23 protein-coding genes and 1 pseudogene are annotated in these 24,008 nt (G+C 72.7%); 7 read left to right on the top strand and 17 right to left on the bottom strand.

Translation table 11 applies throughout. The annotated features are described in order from the left end of the window. From ACSDR0_RS43515 to ACSDR0_RS43530, 4 genes and pseudogenes are all read right to left on the bottom strand, one after another. Positions 1-264 (bottom strand): annotated as a pseudogene (locus ACSDR0_RS43515) (hypothetical protein); the annotation flags it as partial. Positions 265-295: 31 nt separating this feature from the next. Further along, positions 296-1,234, bottom strand: coding sequence for an ABC transporter permease (locus ACSDR0_RS43520; RefSeq protein WP_435294836.1), 939 nt, complete (start codon positions 1,232-1,234; stop codon positions 296-298). A gap of 78 nt (positions 1,235-1,312) precedes the next feature. After that, on the bottom strand, positions 1,313-2,356 hold the full coding sequence (locus ACSDR0_RS43525) for an ABC transporter permease (RefSeq protein WP_435294837.1): 1,044 nt from the start codon (positions 2,354-2,356) through the stop codon (positions 1,313-1,315). Next, complete coding sequence (locus tag ACSDR0_RS43530) at positions 2,353-3,813, bottom strand: sugar ABC transporter ATP-binding protein (protein WP_435294838.1); 1,461 nt, start codon at positions 3,811-3,813, stop codon at positions 2,353-2,355. The genes ACSDR0_RS43525 and ACSDR0_RS43530 overlap by 4 nt, the downstream gene beginning before the upstream one ends. Positions 3,814-4,093: 280 nt before the next feature. Between ACSDR0_RS43530 and ACSDR0_RS43535 the strand changes: the two genes are divergently transcribed. From ACSDR0_RS43535 to ACSDR0_RS43545, 3 genes are all read left to right on the top strand, one after another. Continuing rightward, positions 4,094-5,281 (top strand): ROK family protein, encoded by a 1,188-nt coding sequence (locus tag ACSDR0_RS43535; RefSeq protein ID WP_435294839.1) that lies wholly within the window; start codon positions 4,094-4,096, stop codon positions 5,279-5,281. 240 nt (positions 5,282-5,521) lie between these two features. Further along, entirely contained in the window at positions 5,522-6,025 is a 504-nt protein-coding gene (locus ACSDR0_RS43540) for a GNAT family N-acetyltransferase (protein WP_435294840.1), read from the top strand. 281 nt (positions 6,026-6,306) lie between these two features. Further along, a complete protein-coding gene (locus ACSDR0_RS43545; protein WP_435294841.1) occupies positions 6,307-7,029 on the top strand; it encodes a hypothetical protein in 723 nt (240 codons plus the stop codon). Positions 7,030-7,067: 38 nt separating this feature from the next. Here the strand turns inward: ACSDR0_RS43545 and ACSDR0_RS43550 are convergent, their stop codons facing one another. The 5 genes from ACSDR0_RS43550 to ACSDR0_RS43570 form a co-directional block, all read right to left on the bottom strand. Beyond that, on the bottom strand, positions 7,068-8,033 hold the full coding sequence (locus ACSDR0_RS43550) for a UDP-glucuronic acid decarboxylase family protein (RefSeq protein ID WP_435294842.1): 966 nt from the start codon (positions 8,031-8,033) through the stop codon (positions 7,068-7,070). Next, on the bottom strand, positions 8,030-9,058 hold the full coding sequence (locus ACSDR0_RS43555; protein ID WP_435294843.1) for a glycosyltransferase family 9 protein: 1,029 nt from the start codon (positions 9,056-9,058) through the stop codon (positions 8,030-8,032). The genes ACSDR0_RS43550 and ACSDR0_RS43555 overlap by 4 nt, the downstream gene beginning before the upstream one ends. A 34-nt stretch (positions 9,059-9,092) precedes the next feature. Then, positions 9,093-10,325 carry a glycosyltransferase family 9 protein gene (locus ACSDR0_RS43560; RefSeq protein WP_435294844.1) on the bottom strand — a complete coding sequence of 411 codons (1,233 nt, stop codon included), beginning with the start codon at positions 10,323-10,325 and terminating at the stop codon, positions 9,093-9,095. Positions 10,326-10,732: 407 nt separating this feature from the next. Then, the gene (locus ACSDR0_RS43565; RefSeq protein ID WP_435294845.1) at positions 10,733-11,176 is read right to left on the bottom strand and encodes a dCMP deaminase; all 444 of its coding nucleotides are present in this window, start codon (positions 11,174-11,176) and stop codon (positions 10,733-10,735) included. Positions 11,177-11,201: 25 nt separating this feature from the next. Beyond that, the gene (locus ACSDR0_RS43570; protein WP_435294846.1) at positions 11,202-11,921 is read right to left on the bottom strand and encodes a RibD family protein; all 720 of its coding nucleotides are present in this window, start codon (positions 11,919-11,921) and stop codon (positions 11,202-11,204) included. Between the two features lie 413 nt (positions 11,922-12,334). On the opposite strand from ACSDR0_RS43570, the gene ACSDR0_RS43575 reads away from it, so the two are divergent. The 3 genes from ACSDR0_RS43575 (at position 12,335) to ACSDR0_RS43585 (ending at position 14,810) form a co-directional block, all read left to right on the top strand. Next, positions 12,335-13,315 (top strand): anion permease, encoded by a 981-nt coding sequence (locus ACSDR0_RS43575; RefSeq protein ID WP_435294847.1) that lies wholly within the window; start codon positions 12,335-12,337, stop codon positions 13,313-13,315. After that, positions 13,312-13,971 (top strand): DUF47 domain-containing protein, encoded by a 660-nt coding sequence (locus ACSDR0_RS43580; RefSeq protein WP_435294848.1) that lies wholly within the window; start codon positions 13,312-13,314, stop codon positions 13,969-13,971. Before ACSDR0_RS43575 ends, ACSDR0_RS43580 begins: the two co-directional genes overlap by 4 nt. A 173-nt stretch (positions 13,972-14,144) precedes the next feature. Next, positions 14,145-14,810, top strand: a complete 666-nt coding sequence (locus ACSDR0_RS43585) for an AIM24 family protein (protein WP_435294849.1) — start codon at positions 14,145-14,147, stop codon at positions 14,808-14,810. 10 nt (positions 14,811-14,820) lie between these two features. Here the strand turns inward: ACSDR0_RS43585 and ACSDR0_RS43590 are convergent, their stop codons facing one another. Continuing rightward, a complete protein-coding gene (locus ACSDR0_RS43590) occupies positions 14,821-16,038 on the bottom strand; it encodes a damage-control phosphatase ARMT1 family protein (protein WP_435294850.1) in 1,218 nt (405 codons plus the stop codon). 95 nt (positions 16,039-16,133) lie between these two features. Here ACSDR0_RS43590 and ACSDR0_RS43595 point away from each other — a divergent pair, with 95 nt between their 5' ends. Continuing rightward, entirely contained in the window at positions 16,134-16,763 is a 630-nt protein-coding gene (locus ACSDR0_RS43595; RefSeq protein WP_435294851.1) for a helix-turn-helix domain-containing protein, read from the top strand. 40 nt (positions 16,764-16,803) lie between these two features. Here the strand turns inward: ACSDR0_RS43595 and ACSDR0_RS43600 are convergent, their stop codons facing one another. From ACSDR0_RS43600 to ACSDR0_RS43630, 7 genes are all read right to left on the bottom strand, one after another. Further along, positions 16,804-18,180, bottom strand: a complete 1,377-nt coding sequence (locus ACSDR0_RS43600) for an FAD-dependent oxidoreductase (protein ID WP_435294858.1) — start codon at positions 18,178-18,180, stop codon at positions 16,804-16,806. Next, positions 18,132-19,472: a kynureninase gene (gene kynU, locus ACSDR0_RS43605; RefSeq protein WP_435294852.1), complete on the bottom strand. Its 1,341-nt coding sequence runs from the start codon at positions 19,470-19,472 to the stop codon at positions 18,132-18,134. Before kynU ends, ACSDR0_RS43600 begins: the two co-directional genes overlap by 49 nt. Positions 19,473-19,632: 160 nt before the next feature. Continuing rightward, the gene (locus tag ACSDR0_RS43610; RefSeq protein WP_435294853.1) at positions 19,633-20,661 is read right to left on the bottom strand and encodes an LLM class flavin-dependent oxidoreductase; all 1,029 of its coding nucleotides are present in this window, start codon (positions 20,659-20,661) and stop codon (positions 19,633-19,635) included. A gap of 94 nt (positions 20,662-20,755) precedes the next feature. Beyond that, positions 20,756-21,124 carry a TIGR04076 family protein gene (locus ACSDR0_RS43615; protein WP_435294854.1) on the bottom strand — a complete coding sequence of 123 codons (369 nt, stop codon included), beginning with the start codon at positions 21,122-21,124 and terminating at the stop codon, positions 20,756-20,758. A gap of 13 nt (positions 21,125-21,137) precedes the next feature. After that, positions 21,138-22,127, bottom strand: a complete 990-nt coding sequence (locus ACSDR0_RS43620; RefSeq protein WP_435294855.1) for a zinc-binding dehydrogenase — start codon at positions 22,125-22,127, stop codon at positions 21,138-21,140. Beyond that, the gene (locus ACSDR0_RS43625; protein ID WP_435294856.1) at positions 22,124-22,522 is read right to left on the bottom strand and encodes a DUF4440 domain-containing protein; all 399 of its coding nucleotides are present in this window, start codon (positions 22,520-22,522) and stop codon (positions 22,124-22,126) included. Before ACSDR0_RS43625 ends, ACSDR0_RS43620 begins: the two co-directional genes overlap by 4 nt. Continuing rightward, on the bottom strand, positions 22,519-23,856 hold the full coding sequence (locus tag ACSDR0_RS43630; protein ID WP_435294857.1) for an amidohydrolase family protein: 1,338 nt from the start codon (positions 23,854-23,856) through the stop codon (positions 22,519-22,521). The genes ACSDR0_RS43625 and ACSDR0_RS43630 overlap by 4 nt, the downstream gene beginning before the upstream one ends. Positions 23,857-24,008 lie beyond the last annotated feature (152 nt).

Genomic DNA, 24,008 nt, shown 5'->3' on the forward strand with positions numbered 1-24,008 from the left:
CGGGGCGATGGCCTGCTCCCACGGCTTGTCCGCGGGCCCCTCCGCGCTCTGGGTCCGCATGGCCAGCTGGGCGTCGTAGTCGGCCTGGACGAAGAACTTCGACTGCTCGCCGGTGTTGGAGGACGCGGCGGCCGTGGCGGCGGACGAGGCGGCCGCGGACGTCTCCGGGGCCGCGCTGGAAGTCGCCGGTTTGTCGCTGGCGCATCCCGCGGCGAGCAACATCGCGGAGACACCCGCGACGAGCGCCGTGATCGACCTGTTCAATGAAGGTCTCCTTCTTTTCTGGGGGGTGCGTTCAGGCGCGTACCGCGCGCCCGAACGGAAGCCGTACGGCGCTCGCCGCGACGGCGGCGATGATGATCACGCCCTGGACCGCGAACTCCAGGGGCCCCGAGATCCCGTACAGGTTGAGCAGGGTGAACAGCGCCTCGAGGGTGAGGGCACCGGCCATCGCGGCGACCACGGAACCGCGCCCGCCGCCGAGCGCCACGCCGCCGAGGACGACGGCCGTGATGGCGGAGAACTCCAGTCCCTGCCCGACCTGGGCCGAGACCCCCGCGAAGCCGCCGAGCAGGATGCCCGCGACGGCCGCGGCCAGGCCGGAGAGGACGAAGGCGATGATCCGGGTCCGGTCGACCCGGACCCCGGACAGTCCGGCCGCGCGCTCGTTGTCGCCGGTGGCGATGAGCCGCTTGCCGAAGTCGGAGCGCATGAGAAGGATCGCCGCGGTGCCCGCGGCCAGGAGGATGAGCACCGACCAGGGCACCGGGCCGAGGTCCTTGCGGCCGAACATCCTGAACGTCTCCGACAGCGCGCCGCGCGGGGCGCCGCCGGTCCACAGGAAGACCGCGCCGGACAGCACGAGCATCATGCCGAGCGTGGTGATGAACGACGGCACCCGCAGCCCGGTGGTGATGACCCCGTTGGCGAGCCCGACCAGCAGCCCGATCACGATCAGCAGGGCCAGTACCGGCCAGGTCGCCTGCTCCTGCCCGTCGATCAACCGGGCGGCCACCACGACCTGCACGGTGACCAGCGATCCGACCGACAGGTCGAACTCCCCGGAGACGATCACGAAGTACTGCCCGGCCGCCAGGATGACCAGCGGCGCGGCCCGCTTGAGGAAGGCGAGGAACCCGGCGGGCTCCAGGAAGAACGGGTTGGCCACGGCGATCAGCACCAGCAGCACCGCCAGCACGGCCAGGATCGGCCCCATGGACCTGAGCGCTCTCATCGGGATCGCCTCCGGGCACCTCGGCGGGCATAGACGGTCATCGGGATCGCCTCCGGGCAGTACGGCTGGCGTAGACGGTCATCGGGATCGCCTCCGAGCGGTACGGCGGGCGTAGACGGCCACGGCGGCGACGATGACCACGCCGCGGACCACGTCCTTGAAGAACGCGTTGACCTCCAGCTGGTTGAAGACGCTGTCGAGCACGGCGAGCAGCAGCACCCCGCCGACCGTTCCCGCGACCCCGCCCCGGCCTCCGGCCAAGGCCGTGCCGCCGAGGACCACCGCGGCGATCGACTCCAGGTCGTAGCCGCCGTCGGTGCCGACCGTGGGCGCGCCCGCGCCGAGCCTGCTCGCCAGCAGCAGCCCGGCGACGCCCGCGCAGACCGAGCACAGGACGTGCGCGGCGACGACGACCCTGCCGGTCCGCACGCCGGACAGCCGGGCCACCTCCTCGTCCCCGCCGACCGCGTAGATCCGGTACCCGAGCCTCGTGCGGCGCAGCAGGAACCAGGCGGCGACCGCGACGGCGGCCCAGAGCAGCGCCGAGACCGGGACCGGCCCGAGCCTGTCGTAGCCGAGCCGCTGGAAGGACTCGGGCACGCTGCCCGCGGGCCCGTCGTAGAGGTGGTCCACGATCCCCTTGACGATCAGCGCCGTGCCGAGGGTCGCGATGAAGGCGTGCACGTGCAGCCGGGTGATGACCAGGCCGTTGACCAGGCCGATCAGCGCGCTCACCGCGAGCACCGCCGCGACGCCCGGGACGATCCCGCCGTCCTGCCCGGCCATGATCTCGGCCGCGACGAGCGAGGTGAGGCTGATCAGGTACGCCACCGACAGGTCCAGCGACCCGACCAGGATCGCCAGTGTCTGGCCCACCGCGACGATGCCCAGCGCGGCCGAGCGCTGCTGGATGCCGACGACGGTCTCCAGCGTGAGGAAGTCGCCCCCGTCGACGGCCACCAGCACCCATCCGACGAGCATGACGCCGACCAGGGCCAGGTAGATGACCTGGGTCGAGCCGATGCGGCCCGCCAGGGTGCGCCGTCCCCCGCCTCCCGGTGGGAGGGGGGCGCTGGGCACGGCGGCGCCGGGCACCGCCGCGGGCCGGCTCCGGCCGGTCATGACGACGCCTCACCGGCGGCCAGGCGCATGACGGCCTCCTCGGAGGGACCCGCCGGGAGCGCCCCGGCGACGCGGCCGTCGCGCATCACGACGACGCGGTCGCTCATGCCGATCAGCTCGGGAAGCTCGGACGAGATCATCATGATCGCCATTCCGTCCTCGGCCAGGCCGCGCATCAGATCGTGGATGGCGGCCTTGGCCCCCACGTCGACCCCGCGCGTGGGCTCGTCGAAGATCAGGACCTTGGGTGCCACGGTGATCCACTTGGCCAGCACGACCTTCTGCTGGTTGCCGCCGGACAGGTAGCGGACCTCCTGCTCGGGGCGGGGTGGATGGAGCCGTACCGCCTCCAGGAGTTCGAGGACCCCGGTCCCGCCGGTCCCGCCGATCCGGCCGCCGTTGCCGATCCTGCGCACCGAGCGGGAGACCAGCAGGGCGTTGTCCCGTACGGACTGGCGCAGCGCGAGCCCCTCGGCCTTGCGGTCCTCGTTCACCAGGCCGATCCCGGCGGCCACGGCCTGCCGCACCGACACCGGCCGCAGCGGGCTCATCGTGCCGCGCGTGAACGGCTCGGCCCCGAAGATGGCCTTGGCCAGCTCGGTGCGGCCCGACCCCTGCAGACCGGCCACCCCGAGGATCTCGCGCTCGCGCAGTTCGAGGTCGATCCCGTCGAGCACGGCGTTGCCGCCGCCGCGCACGCTGAGCCGCACCTCCCCCGGCTCCATACCCCTGGCGGGGAAGTAGGTGCCGAGGTCGCGGCCGACCATCAGCCGGACCAGCTCGTCGGAGGTGATCCCGGCGGTGTCGGCGGTCCTGACCAGCGCGCCGTCCTTCAGCACCGTCACCCGGGTGGACAGGTCGAAGACCTCTCTCAGCCGGTGGGAGATGTAGAGGACGGCGATCTTCCGCTCCCGCAGGCGGGCCACCAGCCGGTAGAGCAGCTCCACCTCGTGCTCGGCCAGCGCCGCCGTGGGCTCGTCCATCACGATGATGCGGGCGTCCTGGGAGAGCGCCTTGACGATCTCCACGACCTGCTGCTGGGCGATGGAGAGCTGGCGGACCAGGTGGCGGGAGGTGAAGGAGGTCTCGCCGAGTTCCTGGAGCAGCCGGGTGGTGGCGGTCTCCATCGCCTCCCTGTCGACCAGCCCCCGCCGGACGGGCTCGCGGCCGAGGAAGACGTTCTCTGCGACGCTGCGCTCGGGCAGCAGGTTGAACTCCTGGTAGATGATCGCGACCCCGGCGCGCTGGGCCTCGACCGGATGGGCGAAGGAGACCCGGGCACCGTCGATCTCGACGGTGCCCTCGTCCGGGGCGTGCACCCCGGCGAGGACCTTCATCAGCGTGGACTTACCGGCGCCGTTCTCTCCGACGACCGCGTGTACCTCTCCCGCGGCGACGTCCAGATCGACCCCGCCCAGCACACGGACTCCGAGAAAGCTCTTGGCGATGCCACGCATCCTCAGGATCATGGGGTTACCGCCCCCACCTGGGGCCCGGTGGCGGGAAAACTCGTCAGGGGTGTCAGGGGTAGGGCGAACACATCCGAAAAGCCGGTTCCGACGACACCGGATGGCAATTGATTCGTCGGTAACCGCCCGATTTCCTCCATGTTTCCGGATGCTAAAGCGCTCTTATGGCGATGGTCAAGCAAAAGGATGTCACCATTTGGCATAATGGAGCTGACAGAGAGCCTAAGTCGCTTTGACTCAGTGGAAACAAGGAGTGTTGACTGTGCGCATGCTTAGCGAAGCGAACGGTTCGATCGCCGGCGCGGGGGCGCTTCTCAACATCCTGCGCGACGGTCAGGCCAGAACAAGGGCCGAGTTGGTCCAGCTCACCGGGCTGGCCAGGTCCACCCTGGCCCAGCGTCTCGACGCGCTGCTGAGCCAGCAGTGGATCATCCCGACGGAGGAGGCCATCTCCTCGGGGGGCCGTCCGGCCATCGCCTTCACGTTCAACCGCACCGCCCGCGTCGTCCTCTCCGCCGACCTCGGCGCCACCCACGCCCGGGTCGCGGTCACCGACCTCGGCACCACGGTGCTCGCCGAGCGCGCGGCCGAGGTGTCGATAGACCGCGGCCCCGAGGAGACACTCGGCTGGCTCCAGCGCACCTTCGAGGAGATGCTCGCCGAGACCGGCCACCGTCCGAGCGAGATCTGCGGCATCGGCGTCGGCCTTCCCGGCCCGGTCGAGCACAGCTCGGGACGCCCGGTCAATCCGCCGATAATGCCGGGATGGGATGGTTTCCCCGTTCCCGAGTGGCTCGGCTCGCGCCTCGGCGCCCCCGTTCTCGTCGACAACGACGTGAACATCATGGCGCTGGGCGAGCACTGGGCCGCCCGCCCCGAGGCCGACCACCTCATCTTCGTCAAGATCGGCACCGGCATCGGCTGCGGCATCATCAGCGACCGCCGCCTGCACCGGGGCGCCCAGGGCGCGGCCGGCGACATCGGGCACATCCGCGTGGCCTCGGCCCTGAACACCGTCTGCCGCTGCGGCAACGTCGGCTGCCTGGAGGCCGTCGCCAGTGGCGCCGCCATGGCCGCCAAGCTGTCCTCCGACGGGGTGGAGGCCGAGGACAGCCGCGACGTGGTCCGCCTCGTACGCGGCGGCAACACCCATGCCGTCCAGCTCATCCGGCAGGCGGGCCGCGAGGTCGGCGACGTGCTCGCCTCGATCGTCAACTTCTTCAACCCCTCGGTGATCGTGGTCGGCGGCGACATCTCCGAGGCCGGGGAACAGGTGCTCGCCGGTCTCCGCGAGGTCATCTACAGCCGGTCGCTGCCCCTCGCCACCCAGCACCTGACGATCACCGCCAGCGAGCTGGGCGACCGCGCGGGCGTGATCGGCGCCGCCGTCATGGTCATCGAGCACGTGCTGGCCCCCGGCAGCGTCGACCGGTCCGTGTCCGTCACCGCCATCTGACCGGGTACGTGTACGCCACCGCCGTCTGATCCATGCGTGTTCATCACCGCCGCGTGACCGGTGCGTGTTCGCCACCGCCGTCTGATCCATGCGTGTACGCCACCGCCGTTCGACCCGTGCGTGTACGCCACCGCCGTTCGACCGACCCCTTCGGCTGACCGGTCCTGTTCGCCACCGCCGTCCGACGGCGCCGGCGAGCGATCGGCGGGTGACCGGCGCTCGTGGGACACTCGTTCGACCATGGACGCCGAACCCATAAGGACCGCCCGGTTCACGTTGGAGCCGCTGGCGGTGCACCACGCGGCCGAGATGGCCGAGGTACTCGGCGATCCGGCCCTGCACGTTTTCATCGGCGGCTCGCCCGAGACCCCCGAGCGGCTCCGCGACCGCTACGCCCGCCTGGTCGCCGCCCCGCCCCCCGGCCGGGAGGAGTCGTGGCTCAACTGGGTGATCCGCCTCGACGACCCGGATGGTGGCCCGGACCGGCTGGTCGGCTACGTCCAGGCGACCGTCACCCGTGACCGCGCGGTCGTGGCCTGGGTCGTGGGGACCCCCTGGCAGGGCCGTGGCATCGCCGGGGAGGCGGCGGTCGCGCTCGTCGCCTGGCTCAGGGAGCACGGCACGGCCGTCATCGTCGCCACCATCCATCCCGACCACGCGGCCTCATCCGCCGTGGCCCGTCGCGCGGGCCTGTCACCGACCGACGGCCGGGTGGACGGCGAGGTCGTCTGGAGATCCGGATAGGTCCGGGACCGGCCGTTCCTAACAGACCCATGGACCCGTGGACCCGTGGACGCGAACCGCGGAACGCACGGACGGCGGACGCGGAACGCGTGGACCCATGAACCGCGAAACGCGTGGATGAGTAGACGCGTGAAAATCCTGAACCGTGGAAAGAACGCGTCCGGGGCGGATCCGAGTGGTCGGGGACGCGCGGAACCGGGATGGATCTGAGTAGGAATGCTCAGGAGCGGCTGAGCCCGCGCACTCTCCCCGAATTTCGTGACCTTCGAAATGCTCAGATCATGAAATGGTGGATCTTCCTGGTCGCGCTCGTCGCCACGGTGGTCGCGGCGTGGCTGCTCGTGTACGCCCACGTCCCGCTCTCCACGTTCCTGTCGCTCGGGCTCGGCGCGATCAGCCTCATCTGGCTGATCGTGCTTCTCACCCTGCCGTGGAACCTCTACTTCGGGGCACGCCAGGTCGTCCACGAGATCCACGTGTCCAGGGAGCGCGGTATCCAGGTGCCCGAGGGCCACGAGGCCGAGGCCCTGGAGATCGCCCGGCGGATGCGCCGGTTCGCCATCGGCGGCCACATCGTCTCGGCGGCGCTCCTGGCGGTCATCACCTACTTCTCCGGCGCCTCGGTGGGCTACTACTTCGCCGGGTTCTACCTGCTGAGCACCGGTTTCCGACCGGCGGGCGCCTACCTGTCCCACCTCCGCGAGCGGGTCACCACGCTGATGAGCGAGGCTCGCCACCCTCGCGAGGACATCGTCTCCCTCGTCGCCCGGGTGGACGGCCTGGCCGCCGAGGTGGCCGCGCTGACCGAGTCGGCCGAGCGGCTCCGGGGCGTCACCGAGACGCTCGGCGCCGACCTGCGGAACGGCGACGAGGCCCTGGAGCGCCGGATCACCGGTCTCGCCCGGCGTTTCGAGGACACCGTGGACGGTCTCACCGACAACCACGAGGTCATCACCGGGCTCAAGGCCTTCCTGCGCCTCGTCCGCGCCGACGCCCACGGCTGACGCCCGTTCCCCGTACGGGCGGGAGAGGCGGACGCCCCTCAGAGGGGAGTCAGCTCCCGTGACTCGCTGAGCTCCCCGGCGAACCAGGCGATGGTGCGGCGCAACCCCTCGATGACGTCGACCCTCGGTCGCCATCCCAGCGCGGAGGCCGCGAGGGAGATGTCGGGGCGGCGGACCTCGGGGTCGTCGTCGGGGCGGCCGACGAAGCGGATAGGGGATTCGGAGCCGGTCAGGTGGCGGACCGTCTCGGCCAGGGCCAGCACGGTCAGCTCCGTGGGATTGCCGATGTTGACCGGCCCGGCGACATCGGCGCGGGCCAGGGCGAGAATCCCCTCGACGGTGTCGTCGACGTAACACACCGACCGGGTCTGCCCGCCGTCGCCGGCCACGGTGATCGGCTCCCCGCGCAGGGCCTGGCGCACGAAGGTGGGAACGGCCCGGCCGTCATAGGGCCGCATCCTCGGCCCGTAGGTGTTGAAGATCCGCGCGATCGCGGTGTCGGTGTGATGGCGGGTGCGATACGCCGTGGTCAACGCCTCGGCGAACCGCTTGGCCTCGTCGTAGACACTGCGCGGCCCGACCGGGTTGACGTTGCCCCAGTAGCTCTCCCGCTGCGGATGCTCCAGCGGATCACCGTAGACCTCGCTGGTGGAGGCCAGCACCAGCCGGGCGTCCTTCTGCCGGGCCAGTCCCAGCGCGTGCAGCGTGCCCAGGCTGCCCGCCTTCAACGTCTCGACCGGATGGCGCAGGTAGTCCACCGGCGAGGCCGCCGAGGCGAGGTGCATCACCAGATCCACCGGCCCCGGCACCTGCACGAAACCGGTCACGTCACACTCCACCAGCCGGAAGGCCGGCGACCCCACCAGATGCCCCACGTTGCGCGGCGAACCGGTCAGGAAGTTGTCCAGGCAGACCACCTCCGCCCCCGCACCCACCAGACGCTCGCACAGATGCGACCCCACGAACCCCGCGCCACCGGTCACCACGACCCGCCGCCCGTTCACCGCACCCCCACCCCCATCAACCGCGCCGCCGCGTCGAGCACGTCCCAGACACCGATCTCCAGCAGCCCGGGATCGGTCTCGTACCCGTAGGGGTCGCCGAGACCTCCGGCCCACAGGACGGTGTGCGGCCCCGTCGGAGGAGGTCCCCACCGGGAGGGCGCGACCGGACCGAACAGCACCACCGAAGGGGTGACGAAGGCCGCCGCCAGGTGCGCCACACCGGTGTCGCCGCAGACCACCAGCCTGGCCCTCGCCACCAGCCCGGCCAGTTCGAGCAGCCCGGTGCGCCCGGCGAGCACGGACGTGGACGGCAGCCCGGCGAGCAGCGCCACCCGCTCGGCGAGGTCCCGCTCCTTCTCGTTCCCGGTGACCACGACCTCGTGCCCGTTGTCCCGCAGCTCCGCGGCCACGAGCGCGAACCGCTCCGGCGGCCAGCGCCTGGCCGGGTACGCGGCTCCCGGGTGGATGACGACCGGCCGCGGCCCCTCGTCATCGAGGCGGGGGCGCTCCAGCTCCAGGTCGGCGGGATCGGCCCCGATGCCGTACCAGCCGAGCAGGTCGCACCAGCGCCGCACCTCGTGCACCCCGTGCGGCCAGTCGGGTCCGTACGCGTCGGGGAAGGCGGGGTGCCCGTGGGTCAGCAGCCGCGCCGGGCCGGTGCGGTGGAGCGCGGCGATGCTGTGCGGGCCGCCGCCGTGCAGGTTGACGGCGACGTCGACGCGGCGGCCGAGCGGCGGTACGTGACCGGGGCCCGACACGTCGCACACCTCGTCCACCCCGCCGATCAGCGGCACCAGGGGCGCCAGCGCGGAGGGCGTGGCCAGCACGATCCGGTGGCCGGGGTGGGAGCGCCGCAGGGCGCGCAGGGCCGGGACCACGGTGAGCAGGTCCCCCAGCCCCAGGCCGCGCAGCACCACCATGACCGGCCGTTCCTCCACGGGCCCCGCGACGTCGACGCTCCGCCCTCCGGCGTCGGTGACGGTCTCGAGGGGGCTCGCGTGCTCCGGCACCAGGGGGACTCTCATGTGACTGCCTCTTTCGCGAACGTCGGAACGCTCCTCATGTGACGGCCTCTTTCACGAACGTCAGGTGGTCGACCGCCTCGACGACCCGCGCGCTCGACACCGACGACAGGCACGGGTGACCGGCGACCGGGCAGGTCCTGGCCCCTGTCGCCCTGCAGGGAGCCTGCTGGTCGCCGAGGATCACGGTCGGCACCCCGTACGGCGCCCAGCGCCCGGCGGGGGCCACGGGGGCGAACAGGCTGACGACCGGCGTGCCGACCGCCGCCGCGAGGTGAGCGGGCCCGGCGTCGGCGACGACCACCGCGCACGCTCCCTCGAGCACCGCGGCGAGCTCGGGAAAGGTCGTCCTGCCGCCCAGGTCGACGACGGACCTTCTCAGGTGCCCGCCCGGCCGCCCGCCGCGCGGGGCCAGGGGGTCGTGCGAGCCCCCGCCCGTCACGACGGACTCCCCGTCCACCCAGCCCTCGGTGAAGGCGGGCTCGTCCACCTCCCAGCCGCGCAGGCGGATGGGGCCGCCCCCCATCCAGCCGCCCGCGAAGAGAGGGCCGGGCGAGAGGCCGTGCTGGCCGGCACCGGAGGCGATCCGCGCGGTGAGTCCCCGCTCGTCCTGGCCGCCGGTCACCACGACCCTGCGGCCCGAGCGGACCAGGTCGTGGAGCGCGCGCGCCCAGTTCTCCTCCGGCCACGCCCTGGCCGGGGCCGACACCCCGGGGTGCAGGACCACGTAGCCCCGCGCCCCGGTGAGGTGGCCGACGTCGGGCAGCGGGCGTCGCACGGCGAGGCCGCCCCGGTCTCCCCTCGGGAGCTCGAATCCCGCCGCACCGGCCAGCCCGAGCATGCGCTCGGGTTCCGGCACGTCCACGTCCTCGTCGACGACGTGCCGCACGTCGAGCAGCGAGCCGGGGTGGTCGGCGGAGATCGCGGCGACCCTCGGCGTGCCCGCCAGCCTGAGCAGCAGGGCCAGGGGCAGCGGAGACTGGTGCAGCGAGGTGAGGATCAGCGCCTGCTCGGGGGCCGTGTCGCGGATGGTCCGCAGCAGCCTCAGGACGTGCGGGCTGGTCACGGGTGGCGCGGCGGGGTCGATCCACGGCGCGCACCACTCCACCACCCGCGACACCCCGGGCAGCAGCTCGGCGGCGGCCCGGCCGTGCGGCCCGATCAGCAGCACGACCTCCCGCGCGCTCGCGGCCACCGCCCGGATCGCGGGCCCCGCCAGCAGGACGTCGCCCGCCTTGTCCATGCGGGCGACGAGAACCGTGCCGGTCACCGTCGCTCCCCGGGCCGCGTCACGGCGGTGGCGCTCTTCCCGTTGGCCTCGAAGCCGGTCGACGGATCATGAGATATCGCGTTGTTCCCGAGAAATATCACGACACTCGGCCTCCCACTCGATATCTAATGACTACCGAGAGGAACGGCCACACAAACCGAAAAATCGTATATAGGCGCAGTTGAGAGGATTATACGATTACTCTTATCACTATAAGTAATGATTCCAAGGGTTATCCTGCCCTCGGCCGGGTAACGGGGAAAACTCGCCGAGACGGGGCTTCTCCCCCACCATGCCAAGCGGCCCCGAACGAGACCGAACGGCCCCTGACGACCGGACGGTCCAGGCGATCAGGGAGCCAGAAGGGTCAGGGGCGCCCGTACGGGACGGGGTACGCGGGGAGCCGGTCAGCCGGGGACGAGATGGGCGTTGGGCTGGCGGGCACGGCCCGCCAGCTCAGGGATCTCCAGCACGGTCACCCCGGCCGCCGCGAGCTCCTCGGCCCCGTGGCCGTCGACGAAGAGCAGCGGCTCACGCCAGGCCATCACCACGCGCCGGACGCCGCTGTCCAGGATCAGGCGAGTGCAGGTCCTGGGGCGCGACCTGCGCGCGCTGCACGGCTCCAGGCTGCTGTAGACCGTGGCACCGGCCAGCCGGGGGTCGTCCGGGGAGATCTTGCCGAGCGCCGACTCCTCCGCGTGGACGTGGGGGTCGCCCTCCCTCGAGTATCCCCGGGAGATCTCCTCGCCGTCGGCGGAGACGATCACGGCACCGACCGAGAAGGCCGTCTCCGAGGGCGGGCACGACCTCGCCAGGTCGCACGCCAGCTCCAGCCAGTCGTGGTCGCTCATCCGGGCCTCTCCCGTGGACGGCATGTCAGGTCAGCCGGTAGCGCAGGAGGGTGACGTCGCCCATCTTGCGGACCTCCGCCAGGTCCATTCTGCGACGGCGGTCGCGCGGGAACTCCCCGCCCACGACGAAGCGCGGGGCGGCGGGGTCGCCGACGAAGAACGGGGCGACGACGAGGTGGAGCTCGTCCACGAGGTCCTCCCGCAGGAAGCGCGTGAGGAGGGAGGTGCCGCCCTCGACCATCAGGCGGCGCACCCCCCGCCCGTGCAGGTCGGCGAGGACACGCCCGAGAGCGACCGTGCCGCCGATGTCGCTGATGTCACCGGTGTCGCCGACGTCGCCCGGCTCGCCCGCGTCGACCACCTCGGCGGCCCCGCCGAGGCGGTCGGCGAGCTTCGTCACGGCCACCGGCGCGGCGTACACGATCTTCTCCGCGTCGCCCGCGGTGAAGAAGGCGGCGCCCGGGTCGAGGTCTCCGGTGGCGGTCAGCGTCACCTTCGCGGGAGAGGGCGGCAGGCCGCGCGCGGTCCGCTCCCGCGCGCGCTCCGGTGACCTGACCAGGAGCCGGGGATCGTCGCGGCGGACGGTGCCCGCCCCGACCATGATCGCGTCACAGGTGGCGCGGACCGCGTCGACCCGGTCGAAGTCCTCGTCGTTGGAGAGCAGGAGCCGGTGCGGCGTGCCGTCGTCGATGTATCCGTCGACGGACATCGCGCAGCTCAGCAGCACGTACGGACGCTCGCCCACCCTCCACCTCCCCGGTCGGGCACCGGCCGATCGTAACAACCTCCACCCCGCCCGCTCGCGGCGGCACCCGCCCCCCGCCCGGCCGGGCCCCATCGATCGCAAGTCGGCGTACCCGGGACGTCATCTGTACGTCAGCGGCAATTCCCTGACTGTTTACCCTTTGTTAACCTAAAGCTGAAGCTTTCCATAGGAAGGGGCGTAAATGCGTGCGAGTTCGCCGAGACGTGGTCACGGGCGTTTTCCGGGCCTCCCGCGCGCTCCCCGAGGGCCGGCCGGGCACCGCCTCCGCGACACCGGCGGCTCGCACGCCCCGGCCACCCTCACCGCCCCGGACGAGGGAGACACGTGACCGCGAGCCACCCGGCACGTGAGTGCCGCGAAGGCGCGGGACACGGCGGGCGGTACCCCCTCTGATGGGGTGGACCCTGGCGTTCGCCGTCGTGGCGATCCTCTTCGTGCTGGCCAGCGGGGCCAACGACGGCGCCACCATCATCGGTCTCGGGCTCAGGTTCCCCCGCTCCCCCGGATGGGCGGTCACCGTGCTCCTCGTGTCCGTGCTCTTCGCCGTCCCGTACCTCCTGGGAGTCGCGGTCGCGCGCACGTTCACCGAGCGGCTGGCCGGGCTCGGGACGAGCGGCGGCGCGGCGGCGTTCCTGGTGGGAGTGGTGATCGCGGTCGCGGTGGTCGCGGTGCTGACCGGCAGGGGCCTGCCGACCAGCCTGACCCTCGCGGTGATCGGCGGCATCAGCGGCGCGGGACTCGGCGCCGGGCTCCCCGTGTCGTGGAGGGACCTGGGCACCGTCCTGGCGATCGGGGCCGGCGCGCCCCTGGCCGGGCTGGTCCTGGGCTACCTGCTGGGGGCCGTCTCGCACCGCGTGCCGTCCCACCGCCGCATGCCGCGACTGGTGTTCGCCACCCACCTGCTGGCCTACTCGGCCCAGTGCGTGGCGTACGCGGTGAACGACGGCCAGAAGATGATCGCGGTGGTGAGCGTGGCGATCGGCGTGGGCCGCGACGGGCTCGGCGGGGTGGGGCCCGTCGAGGTCCCGCCGGCGTGGATGGCCGCCCTCGTGGCGCTCTTCCTCGCCGGTGCCCTGACGAGTTTGGTCCGTGTCGGAGGCCGGCTGGGCCGCGGGGTGGTCATCACCCGCCCGCTGCACATCGTCTCCGCCGAGACCGCCGCCACCGGCGCCGTCCTCGGCAGTTCGGCCCTGGGAAGCCCGGTGAGCATGACCCAGTCGATCACCGCGGGGGTGGTCGGCGCGGCGACGAGCGAGGGAGCGAGGAGAGTGCGATGGCAAGGGGTCGTGAACGTGGGTACGGCGTGGCTGGTCACGCTGCCGTCGTCGATGACGCTGGGCTGCCTCGGCGGTCTCGCGCTGAGGCTGATTTGAGCGGCGCGAGGGGCCGTACCCGGAGGTTCGCGCGCGCCTGGGACGACCTGCGCGGCCGGTCCGGGCGGCGGATCGTCGGGCTGGTACGGGACCAGGTCGCCATCGCCCGGGCGGGAGCCGTGCTGGCCCGCTCGGTCGCGTCCGGCGAGACCGAGCGGTCGGCGGCGCGCGCCCTGATGGCCGACGTGGAGCACGAGGGGGACGAGGCCAGGGCCGAGCTGGTACGGATCCTGCGGCGGGTGCTGGCCACCCCCATCGACAGGGAGGACCTGTTCAGGCTCTCCCGCTCGATCGACGACGTGCTGGACCAGCTGCGCGACCACGTGCGCGAGATCGACCTGTTCGGGCCGGAGGAGCTCGCTTTCGCGGCCGAGCCGCTGCAGGCGGTGATCGACGGCCTCGACGAGCTGGAGGGCGCCGTGCTGAAGATGATCGACGACCCCGGGTCGGTCACCGTGGCCGTGCTGGCCACGCGCAAGGCGTGCAGCCGGGTCCGCCAGCTCTACCAGGCCCGGCTCACCGAACTGTTCGCCGGGCCGCTGGACATGGACACCCTGCGCAGGCGCGAGCTGCTGTCGCGGCTCGACGCGGTGGGCCGCCGGCTGGGCGAGGCCGCCGACGCGCTCGCGGACGCGATGCTCAAACGGAGCCACTGAAGGGCACCGCGAAGGGCACCCCCGAGGCGCCCAGGAGCACCACGTCCGGAGGCGGAGAGGACGCCCGGGCGGGGTCACCGGGACGGCGGGCGGGAACTCCTTCGCGGCCGGGTTCGTCATTCACCATGCGGCCGTCCACCGTGTGACGTCCCTGACGCTGAGAGGCATCTCCCGTGCGCAGCTCATTCTTCGGCAACCTCGACCAGGACCGGCTCCCCGATCATTTCGCCCTGCAGAACGCCAAGATGCTGCGGGTCCGGCTGGGCGGAGAAGTGCTGGCCCGGCAGGGGGCGATGGTCGCCTTCCAGGGGCAGATGGACTTCGACTACGAGGGCGCGGGGAGCGTCGGCCGCTTCCTGAAGAAGATGGTCACCGGGGAGGGCGCGCCGCTGATGCGCGTCCGCGGGCAGGGCGTGATCTTCTTCGCCGACAACGCCGACGACGTGCACCTGTTCTATCTGGAGGACGAGGCGCTCACCGTCAACGGCACCAACCTGCTGGCCTTCGACCCCCAGCTCACCTGGGACATCCAGCGCGTCCAGGGCGCGGGCGTCGCCACCGGCGGCCTGTTCAACACCACGCTCAAGGGCACCGGCTGGGTGGCGGTCACCGCGCACGGCGCCCCCGTGCTCCTCGACACCTCCCAGGCGCCGACCTTCGCCGACAGCCAGTCCGCGGTGTGCTGGAGCGCGGGGTTGCACGTGGGCGTCAACCGCACGATGAAGGCGGGGGCGCTGATCGGGCGGGGCAGCGGCGAGGCCGCGCAGCTCGCGTTCAAGGGGGAGGGCTTCGTCCTCGTCCAGGCGAGCGAGGGCCCGATCGTCCCCCAGTCGGGCTGACCGCGGTCGCCTATGACCTGGCCTGGATGAGCCCGTGGGCGCCGGTGGTCAGCCAGGGGCGTCCGGTGGCCTCCAGGGCCTTGACCACGTCGCCGTCCAGGCCGACCGCGACCTCCGACTTCAGGGTGCGCAGCGCCGCGACCGGGCCGGGGAAGTACGCGGTGGCCTCGGCGAACGGGGTGGTGTGCGGCCAGGCCCTGTCGCCGGCGAGACGGCGGTAGTTCAGGTCACCCTTCATGATCGTCAGCGACGCGGACGCGAAGTCCTCCCGCATGCCGAACGGCATCTCGCGGTAGGGCAGCGGCGCGCAGGAGAAGGCATGCGCCCGGACGAGCAGCCGCCCCGACCCGAGCGCCGTCCGCAGCCGCCCCGCGACCTCTCCCGCCTCGCCGCCCGCGGCCGACATGCGCCGCAGGCAGGCCAGGACATCGGCCGGGGTGGCGTCGGACACGTAGTACGGCAGGGGCTTGACGTGCAGGACGACCTCGCCCACGCCCCGGGCGTGCAGCAGGTGGTCGATCAGGACGAGGTCGGGCAGCAACTCGCTCCCCGCGTTGTCCGCGACGAGGCGGATCCTCGCGACGGCCGGGACACCGGCCTCCTCGCCGCCGACGAGTGACCACAGGAGCGCGCTGTCGTCGGCCACCAGCCCGGACTCCCGCCCGGCGAGCTCGGGACCTGCCGCGACCCGGAACACGAGGTCGGCCCGGTTTCCCCACAGCGCCCTCAGGGTCAGCTCCTGGGCCCGCTCGGCGGAGGGCAGCGCGGCCAGGGCGTCGAGCTCGCGGAGCTCCTCGTCGACGGCCTCGCCGAGCAGCTCGGCCTGCTTGAAGGGCTCGAACGGGTCGACGCCGCGCCACGGGCCGGGCCCGAAGTAGCCGACCGCGGACAGGAGCTTGCGGTAGAAGTAACTCTCCGCCCACAGGAAGGGCGCGTCGTCCCACCGCCGCCCGATGTGACCCCGGTCCCAGCTCTCCCACAGGTCACGGTCGTGCGCGGAGTCCTCCAACGGCTCGATGACCCCCTCGATCTCCTCAAGCAGCAGGTCAAGCGCCCGGTTCACCTGAACGTCGTACGGCGTGGCGGCGCGAACCCGCTCGATCAGGGCGGGGTGGCGTTCATGGAGCACCCGCCACGGATAGGAACCGGGGACATCGCTCAGGAACTCTGGCGGATCGTACGGCGCCGTAGGCCCTCCGGACAGTTGCCGGGCATCACCGTCTGCCATTTCCGACTCCTTTTTGACGCAGGACGACTCTTGTTATGAAATGTGTTTAGCTAGAGCGAACAGGCGGTCACGCCGCTTGACGGAGGGAGCCGTAGGTGGGCATATCGGAGCGTCGCAGCGGTGAGGAGCTGGACCGCCACGACGCCGTCGGAGCCCGGATGCGGCAGTTCCGCAAGGAGCGCGGTCTGACACTACGCGGTCTCGCCACTCACTCCGGGCTCTCGATCGGGTTTCTCTCGCAGGTGGAGAGGGGCATCTCCTCCATCGGCCTGACCGCGCTCAACAGCGTGGCCACCGCGCTCGACCGCAGCGTGGCGGAGTTCTTCAACGACGTGCCGCCCGAGGAGGAGACGGAGGAGGAGCACGCTCCGGTCTCCCACCTGCCGAGCCACTTCACGCTCACCCGCTCGGCGACGGCCGCCACCGAGTACATCTCGGGCCAGCAGACGTACCGCATGCTCTCTGCCAGGGGCCCGAACCTGGTGCTCGAACCGCTGCTGGTGCACATCGCGCCCGGCGGCAAGCGCGAGAACTCCTACGGGCACGCCGGGGAGGAGTTCGCCTTCGTGCTGGAGGGCGAGCTCCTGTACGAGGTCGACGGCGTCGAGCACCGGTTGCACCCGGGCGACAGCGTCCACCTGAGGTCGACCGTCCCGCACAGCATGTTCAACGACACCGACCGGGTCACCACGGTCGTGTCGGTGGTGACCCCCCGGCTGTTCTGACCCCTTCCCGTCCGGGCTCGCCCCGGCGCGGCGAGGGCGGTCAGTGGCGGCGCAGCGCGCGGACGGCCAGCGCGACCCCGGCCAGCGCGCCGAGCGCCCCGGCGGCGACCGCCCGGTGCTGGCGGGAGATGCGCCGCTGGATCTCGGCGTACGGCACCGTGCTGAAGGACACGAGCTCGTAGCGGGAGGCGTAGCGGCCGGGCAGCAGCCGTTCCAGGCCGTGCTCGACGCGCTTGCGCAGCAGGAACGACCGGGAGGCGACCTTGTCGCGCATCTCGACGAAGTTCTCCAGCGCGAGTTCGGCGATGGTGTCGGCGTGCCTCTTGCGGCGGGCGCCGTACAGGGCGAGGGCCCGGGGGAAGTCGTCGCCGGTCTCCTCCAGGCAGCGGTCGAGCTCCACGCAGTCCTCGAAGCCGCAGTTGGCGCCCTGGCCGTAGAAGGGGACGATGGCGTGGGCCGCGTCACCGAGCAGGCCGACCACCGTTCCGGCGCCGCGCACGTGCCAGGGGTGGGCCCGCACGGTGACCAGGTGCCCGATCGGGTTGTGGGCGTAGTCTCCGGCGAGGTCGGGCATGAGGGCGCGGGCGTCGGCGTAGTTGGCGGCGAAGAACTCCTCGAACCGCTCCACGGTGTCCAGCTCCTCGAAGCTGCCCGGCCCCGACTTGGGCCAGAACAGCGTGCAGGTGAAGGACCTGTCCGGGTTGGGCAGGGCGATCATCATGGCCTTGCCGCGCGGCCAGATGTGCAGCGCGCCCGGGTCGAGGGCGAACCCGCCGTCGCGCGCCGGGATCGTCAGCTCCTTGTAGCCGTAGTCGAGATACTCCTGACTGAAGTCGAAGCCGGGAAGGAGCTGCAGCCGTCCCCGTACCGCGCTGTAGGCGCCGTCGGCGGCGAGCACGACCGGGGCGACGTGGGTGACGGGGCCGCCGGGCGTGTCGAAGTCCATCCGGCCCGAGCCGACGTCGAGCCCGGTCAGCCGGTGCTCGAAGAGGGCGCGGACCCCGGGCATGCCGAGGGCCGCGTCCAGCAGGGTGCGGTTGAGCTCGGAGCGGCTGATGGAGTTGATCGCCCGCTGCCCTCCCGCGCTGTACGGCTGGAAGCCGAGCGTGCCGTCGGGGGCGTGCATCATCCGGCCGGGCATCGGCAGCGCGGCCTTCAGCACGGTCCCGTCGAGACCGATCCGGCGCAGCGCGTCGATCCCCCGCTCGGAGATCGCCAGGTTGATCGAGCGCCCGCGCTCGGGGGCGGCCTCGCGCGGGTCGGGCCTGCGCTCGTACAGGGTGACCTCGTAGCCGCGGCGGGCCAGGTAGCAGGCCGTCAGGCAGCCGACCAGCCCGGCGCCGACCACGGCGACCTCGCGGGGGGACCTCATACCGGGCTCACCTCCCTGGCGAGCGCGTCCGCCGCCCGCCAGCAGTCGTGGAACGTGGAGTACATGGGCACGGGGGCCAGCCGGATGACATCCGGGCGCCGCACGTCGGCGAGGACGCCGTGGACCTCGTGCAGCCGGGCGGCCAGGCCGGCGACGTCCTCGGCGCCGCCCCCGGTCACCCGGAGGGAGAGCTGGGCTCCCCGCCTGGCCGGGTCGGCGGGCGTGACGATCTCCAGCGGGCGGTCGCGGGCCACCTCGGCGAGCAACCGTTCCAGATAGCCGGTGAGCGCCAGGCTCCGCTCCCTCAGCGCCGCCATCCCGGTCTCGGCGAACATCCGCAGCGAGACCCGGACCGGGGCCATGGCGAGGATCGGCGGGTTGGAGATCTGCCAGGCGTCGGCGGTGGGGACGGGGACGAGCTCGGGCCGCATCTCGAAGCGGGTCGCCTGCTCGGTGCTCCACCACCCGGCCAGCCGAGGCAGTTCCGGGTCGGTCACGTGGCGCCGGTGCACGAAGCAGCCCGCGACGGCGCCGGGACCGGCGTTGAGGTACTTGTACGAGCACCAGGCCGCGAAGTCCACGTCCCAGTCGTGCAGCGCGAGCGGCACGTTCCCCGCGGCGTGCGCGAGGTCCCAGCCGACGAGGCACCCGGCCGCGTGCCCCGCGGCGGTGACGGCGGGGATGTCGAGGAACTCGCCGGTCAGGTAGTTGACCCCGCCGAGGAGCACGAGCGCCACCCGGTGCCCCTCGCGGGCCAGGTAGTCCACGATGTCCTCGGTGCGCAGGCAGTCCTCGCCCTCGCGGGGACGCAGGCGGACCACCGTCTCGTCGGGGTCGAGGCCGTGGTGCACGGCCTGGCTGCGCACCGCGTAGCTGTCGGAGGAGAAGGCGTGGTCCTCGATGACGACGCGGGTGCGCTCGCCCGCCGGACGGTAGAAGGTCGCCATCATCAGGTGCAGGTTGACCGTGAGGGAGTTCATCACCACGGTCTCGTCGGGGAACGCGCCCACGAGGGCGGCGGCGTCCTCGCGCAGCTCCGCGTGGTAGGGCAGCCAGGGATGTGCCGCCCGGTGGTGCCCCTCGACCGCGTGCAGGGCCCAGTCGTCCAGCTCGGCGGAGATCGCGGCGCGGGCCGCGCGGGGCTGGAGGCCCAGCGAGTTCCCGGCGAAGTAGGCGACCTCGGGGTGGCGGGAGGTGGCGGGGGCGGGCGGGACGAGGAACTCCGCGCGGCGGCACACCGGCTTCCCCGTCTTCCTGGCCTGCTCGGCGCACTCGGCGTCGGCGGCCAGTGCCTCCCGCTCGTTCGTTGCCGGGCCCCCGGCGCGCTCACTCGTCACGTCATCTCCCTCTCCCCCCTCATGTTCACCCATACTGAACTCAGGTGAAATTAGGAGCGCGAGACGATTCGGGCCGCACGCTTTCCGGACGGAAGGTTCTCCGGGCATCCGGTTTCGAGATGACGCAGCGTCACCCGGGAGTGTCGCGTTTCACACCCGGTTACCGCACCGTCACCACCCTTCCCGGCGCGCGGTCCAGCAGCGGCAGCACCCGGGTGCCCAGCAGCTCCACGCCGCCGTCGTCGGTGAGACCGTGCGGCGTACCGAACTCCACCCGGTGGGCGCCCGCGTCGATGACCGCCTGGGCCTGCGCGGCGACCTGCTCGGGGGTGCCGGAGAAGGCGAACAGGTCGAGCAGGTCGTCGGGGATCAGCCTCCCGGCCTCCTCGTCCCTCCCCTCGCCGACCAGTTCCTTGACCCGGCCGAGCAGGCCGGCGGGGACCTCCGCGGTCGGATCGAGGTCGGCGACCACCGCGAGGTACATGGCCACCTCGCCACGCGCCCTGGCGCGGGCCGCGGCGCCGTCGGTGTCCACGACGGTCACCGCGCCCAGGACGACGCCGATCTCGCGCGGGTCGCGCCCGGCCGCCACCGCCCCGGCCGCGACCCGCTCGCGGATCACCCCGACCATCGCCGGGTTCGCGCTGCCGCCCACCTTGATCTCGTCGGCGACCCGCCCGGCCAGCGCCGCCCCTCTCGGACCCCACGCGCCGAGCAGCAACGGCGGCCGGGCCCGGTGCACGGGGTAGCGCAGCCGGGTTCCGGGCGCGAGACGGAACATCTCCCCCTCGTACCCCTCGGCGTCACCGGCCAGCAGCCGGTAGACCACCTCGGCGGCCTCCGCCAGCGCGGTCAGCGGCCTGGGCTGGGCGATGCCCACCGCGCCGAGCCAGGTGCCGCGCGCCAGGCCCAGGTAGGCGCGGCCGTGCGAGGCCAGGTCGAGCGCGGCGAGCTGCCCGGCGATCTCGTACGGTGCCGTCGAGTACGGGTTGAGGCAGGCCGCGCCGAGCCGCACCCTCTCGGTGGCGGCGGCCATCTCCAGCAGGGGGAAGATCGGCGGCTGGTACATCAGGTCGCCGAACACGCTCAGCACGTCGAAGCCGTGCTCCTCGGCGCGGCGCGCAAGCCGTGCGTAGTCACCGGCCCGCTTGTCGCTCTGCAGGCCGAGACCGATCTCGGCGGCGGTCATCGTGGATTCCCCGGATCGGCGGTCATCGCGGTCTCCTCAGGTCGGGTCGGCGGTCATCGTGGGCCCCTCAGGCCGGCGGTCATCGTGGACCACCTCAGGTCAGGTCGGCGGAGTTCATCCGGCGGCGGCCGGTCCGCTCGACCCGCATCACCAGCCGCTCCTCCGGGTCGGGGCAGGAGAACAGGGAGTCCTGGGCCAGCCAGTCGCCCTCGGCGAGGTCGCGCTGCTTGGCGGCGAGGAACGGCAGCACCGAGGCGAGCGCGTAGACGCAGAAGTGCTCGCCGTCGGGGAGCCGCAGGTGGGCGCTGTTCTCCAGCGTGAAGCGGTCGCCCACCCGCATCCCGCAGACGGATCTGCCCTCGATGCGGTCGACCACCACCCGCAGGTCGTACAGCTCCATGTCGCCGCCGTCGTTCCCGGCGCCGGCGTCGGTGGCGCCGTCGTTCCCGGCGATGTCGTCCATGCCGATTCCTCCCTCAGCCCGTCCGGACCATGATTTTTCCCGTCGTACGGCGGGCGGCCAGGTCGGCGAGGGCCGCGGGGGTTCCCGCCAGGTCCACCACGCGCGACACGAGAGGCCGGACCGCGCCCGAGGCGAGCAGGGCGAACAGCTCCTCGTAGGCGTCCCGCACCGCGTCCGGTCTCCGCCACGGGTACGCCGACCCCCACGACACCCCGACCAGGGAGGCGTTGGCGGCGACGAGCGCCATCGGGTCGACCGGCGGCGGGGGACCTCCGGCCGCGCCGACGGCCACCAGGCGCCCCTCGAAGGCCAGGCAGTTCAGCGAGCGCGCGAGGACGTCGCCGCCGACGGGATCCACGACGACGTCGGCGCCCCGGCCGTCCGTCAGGTCCATGACCGAGGCGGCGAAGTCGGCGTCCAGGTAGTCGATCGCCTCGCCCGCCCCGTTCTCCCGGCACAGCGCGGTCTTGGCCGGCCCGCCCGCCGTGCAGATCACCCGCGCCCCGAAGGCCAGCGCGAGCTGGGTGGCGGCGATGCCGACGCCTCCCGCGCCCGCGTGCACGAGCACGGTCTCCCCCGCCGCCAGCCCGGCCCGGCGCAGCGCGAACCACGCGGTCTGGTACGTGACGGGCAGGGCCGCGACCGTGACGGGATCGAGCCCGGCCGGGTACGGCACGACGAGGGCGGCGTCGACGGTGACGACGTCGCCGAGGGCGCCGTGCGGCAGGGTGGGGCAGGCCAGGACGGCCCTGCCCTCCAGGTGCCCGGCACCCGCTCCGGCGGCGACCACCGTCCCCGCGGCCTCGACGCCCGGCGTCATCGGCGGGTCGGGGCGTACGGGGTAGGTGCCCCTGCACAGCATGACGTCGAGATAGTTCAGCCCCACGGCCCGCACCGCGATCCTGACCTCCCCGTCGCCGGGGGCGCGGTCCTCGGGCACCTCCGCCAGGGAGAGGACCTCCTCCGGCTCACCGTGCGCGTAGGCGACCAGCCGCCGGTTCACGGGGCGAGCAGTTCGGAGTGGTGGTGCACGATGAGCCACTCGCCGCCGACGCGGCGCAGCACGTCGGTCACCCGGCTGCGCTGCGCGGGCCCGCCGGGCGGCTCGGCGACGAGCACGTAGCGGGCCACCCCGGTGTCCTCCCACACGTCGATCCGCTTGTCCTCGGCCGCCAGGCGGTCGAGGCGGGGACGGGCTCCCGAGCCGTCCCTGGCGTCGCGGTAGGCGTCGAGCTCCGAGCGGGTCCGCAGCGATCCCGGCAGGTGCGTCTCCCAGGTGGTCACCTCGTCGTGCAGGTGCCCGTCGAAGCGGCGGCGGTCCGCCGCGAGGAACGCGTCGTACATGTCGTCGATACCCGCGGCGATCAGGTCGGCGTCCGCGCAGGAAACGGTGTTCAAGACTTCTCCCATCCCGACCGGTCGTCGCGGACGACCCGGCCGCCCTTCATCACCCAGCGGACCCCCCGGAAGGCCGAGGTGCCCGCGAGCGGGTCCGCGTCCATGGCGATGAGGTCCGCGTACTTGCCGACCTCGACGGTGCCGAGGTCCGCGTCGGCGCCGAGCCAGCGCACCGGGCCGAGCGTGCCCGCGTACAGCGCTCCCGCCGGGCCGAGGCCACCCTCGGACATGCACTCCAGCTCGCGTACGGAGGCGTTGGTCCCCTCGAAGTCCCAGAACGGCGGCATGTCGCTGCCCAGCAGGACGTCCACCCCCGCGTCGAGGGCCATGGCGTAGCTCTCCAGGTGCCGGGGCCCGGCGCCGAGCGAGCGGCACTGCATCCACTCCGGCACCCCGAGCTCGTCGAAGAACTCCTTGCAGCGGGTGACGAGCAGCGTGGGCACCAGGGAGGTGCCGCGTTCGGCCATCCTCTTCGCGACCTCGGGGGTGAGCTGGTAGCCGTGCTCCACGCAGTCGAGGCCCAGCTCGACGGCCTCCGCGATCACCGCCGCCGGGCCCGCGTGCGCGGTGACCTTGCGGCCCCAGGCGTGCGCGGTCTGCAGCGCCGCCGCCATCTCGTCGGAGAACAGCTGCGGAGTGTCGATCTTCTCGTGTTCCCCGGCGATCCCGCCCGAGATCATGATCTTGATGAGGTCCGCGCCCGCCTTGACCTGGCTGCGCACCCCGCGCCGGAAACCGTCGGCGCCGTCGCACTCCAGGGTGTCGCTTCCCTCGTGCCCGTGGCCGCCGGTGCAGACCAGGGCGCGCCCGGCCGTGAAGATGCGGGGGCCGATCGCCCGGCCAGACTCGATCGCCCGGCGCAGCGCGAAGTCGGCGTGGTCCTTCTCGGCCACGCACCTCACCGTGGTGACCCCGCAGTGCAGGGTGCGCCGTGCGCCGTCGGCCATGTAGAGGGCGAGCTCGTGCGCCGTCATGTTCTTGACGCTGTCGCCTCCCTCGCCCGGCAGCGACAGGGACAGGTGGGTGTGCATGTTGACCAGGCCGGGGGTGACGTACGCGCCGTCGAGGTCGATCAGGTGGGCGTCGCCCGTCCGCTCCAGGATCCGCTCGCGAGGGCCCACGGCCGCGATCCGGTCGTCCCGGATCCACACCGCCGCGTCGGCGATCCGCCCCTGGCCGCCCGCCGCCCCGGCCTCCGTCCGCACGGCCGCGCCGCCGCCGACGGCCGCGTCCCGCCGGACCTCCGCCGTACGGCTCCCCGAGGCCGCGCCGGGAACACCGGTGGCGCGGGCGTCGGTGACGGTGCAGTTGACGAGGACCACGTCGTTGACCATGTCGTTCATCGGACGGCCCCGGTCCCGTAGATCCGGCGTGCGGCGTCGGGGGAGACGTAGCCCTCGGCGACGTCGCGGCGGACCAGTTCCGGATCGCGCTCGCGCGGATCGCCGTGCCCGCCGCCCCCGGCCGTCAGCAACGTGACCCGGTC

Origin of the sequence: Streptosporangium sp. G11 (assembly GCF_051192615.1) — a bacterium.
Taxonomy (GTDB): domain Bacteria; phylum Actinomycetota; class Actinomycetes; order Streptosporangiales; family Streptosporangiaceae; genus Streptosporangium.

Bases quoted from the DNA above. Each gene is read 5' to 3' on its own strand.
- ACSDR0_RS43520 (WP_435294836.1), bottom strand. From the start codon at position 1,234: ATGAGAGCGCTCAGGTCCATGGGGCCGATCCTGGCCGTGCTGGCGGTG.
- ACSDR0_RS43525 (WP_435294837.1), bottom strand. From the start codon at position 2,356: ATGACCGGCCGGAGCCGGCCCGCGGCGGTGCCCGGCGCCGCCGTGCCC.
- ACSDR0_RS43530 (WP_435294838.1), bottom strand. From the start codon at position 3,813: ATGCGTGGCATCGCCAAGAGCTTTCTCGGAGTCCGTGTGCTGGGCGGG.
- ACSDR0_RS43535 (WP_435294839.1), top strand. From the start codon at position 4,094: ATGCTTAGCGAAGCGAACGGTTCGATCGCCGGCGCGGGGGCGCTTCTC.
- ACSDR0_RS43540 (WP_435294840.1), top strand. From the start codon at position 5,522: ATGGACGCCGAACCCATAAGGACCGCCCGGTTCACGTTGGAGCCGCTG.
- ACSDR0_RS43545 (WP_435294841.1), top strand. From the start codon at position 6,307: ATGAAATGGTGGATCTTCCTGGTCGCGCTCGTCGCCACGGTGGTCGCG.
- ACSDR0_RS43555 (WP_435294843.1), bottom strand. From the start codon at position 9,058: ATGAGAGTCCCCCTGGTGCCGGAGCACGCGAGCCCCCTCGAGACCGTC.
- ACSDR0_RS43565 (WP_435294845.1), bottom strand. From the start codon at position 11,176: ATGAGCGACCACGACTGGCTGGAGCTGGCGTGCGACCTGGCGAGGTCG.
- ACSDR0_RS43575 (WP_435294847.1), top strand. From the start codon at position 12,335: ATGGGGTGGACCCTGGCGTTCGCCGTCGTGGCGATCCTCTTCGTGCTG.
- ACSDR0_RS43590 (WP_435294850.1), bottom strand. From the start codon at position 16,038: ATGGCAGACGGTGATGCCCGGCAACTGTCCGGAGGGCCTACGGCGCCG.
- ACSDR0_RS43610 (WP_435294853.1), bottom strand. From the start codon at position 20,661: ATGACCGCCGCCGAGATCGGTCTCGGCCTGCAGAGCGACAAGCGGGCC.
- ACSDR0_RS43615 (WP_435294854.1), bottom strand. From the start codon at position 21,124: ATGGACGACATCGCCGGGAACGACGGCGCCACCGACGCCGGCGCCGGG.
- ACSDR0_RS43630 (WP_435294857.1), bottom strand. From the start codon at position 23,856: ATGGTCAACGACGTGGTCCTCGTCAACTGCACCGTCACCGACGCCCGC.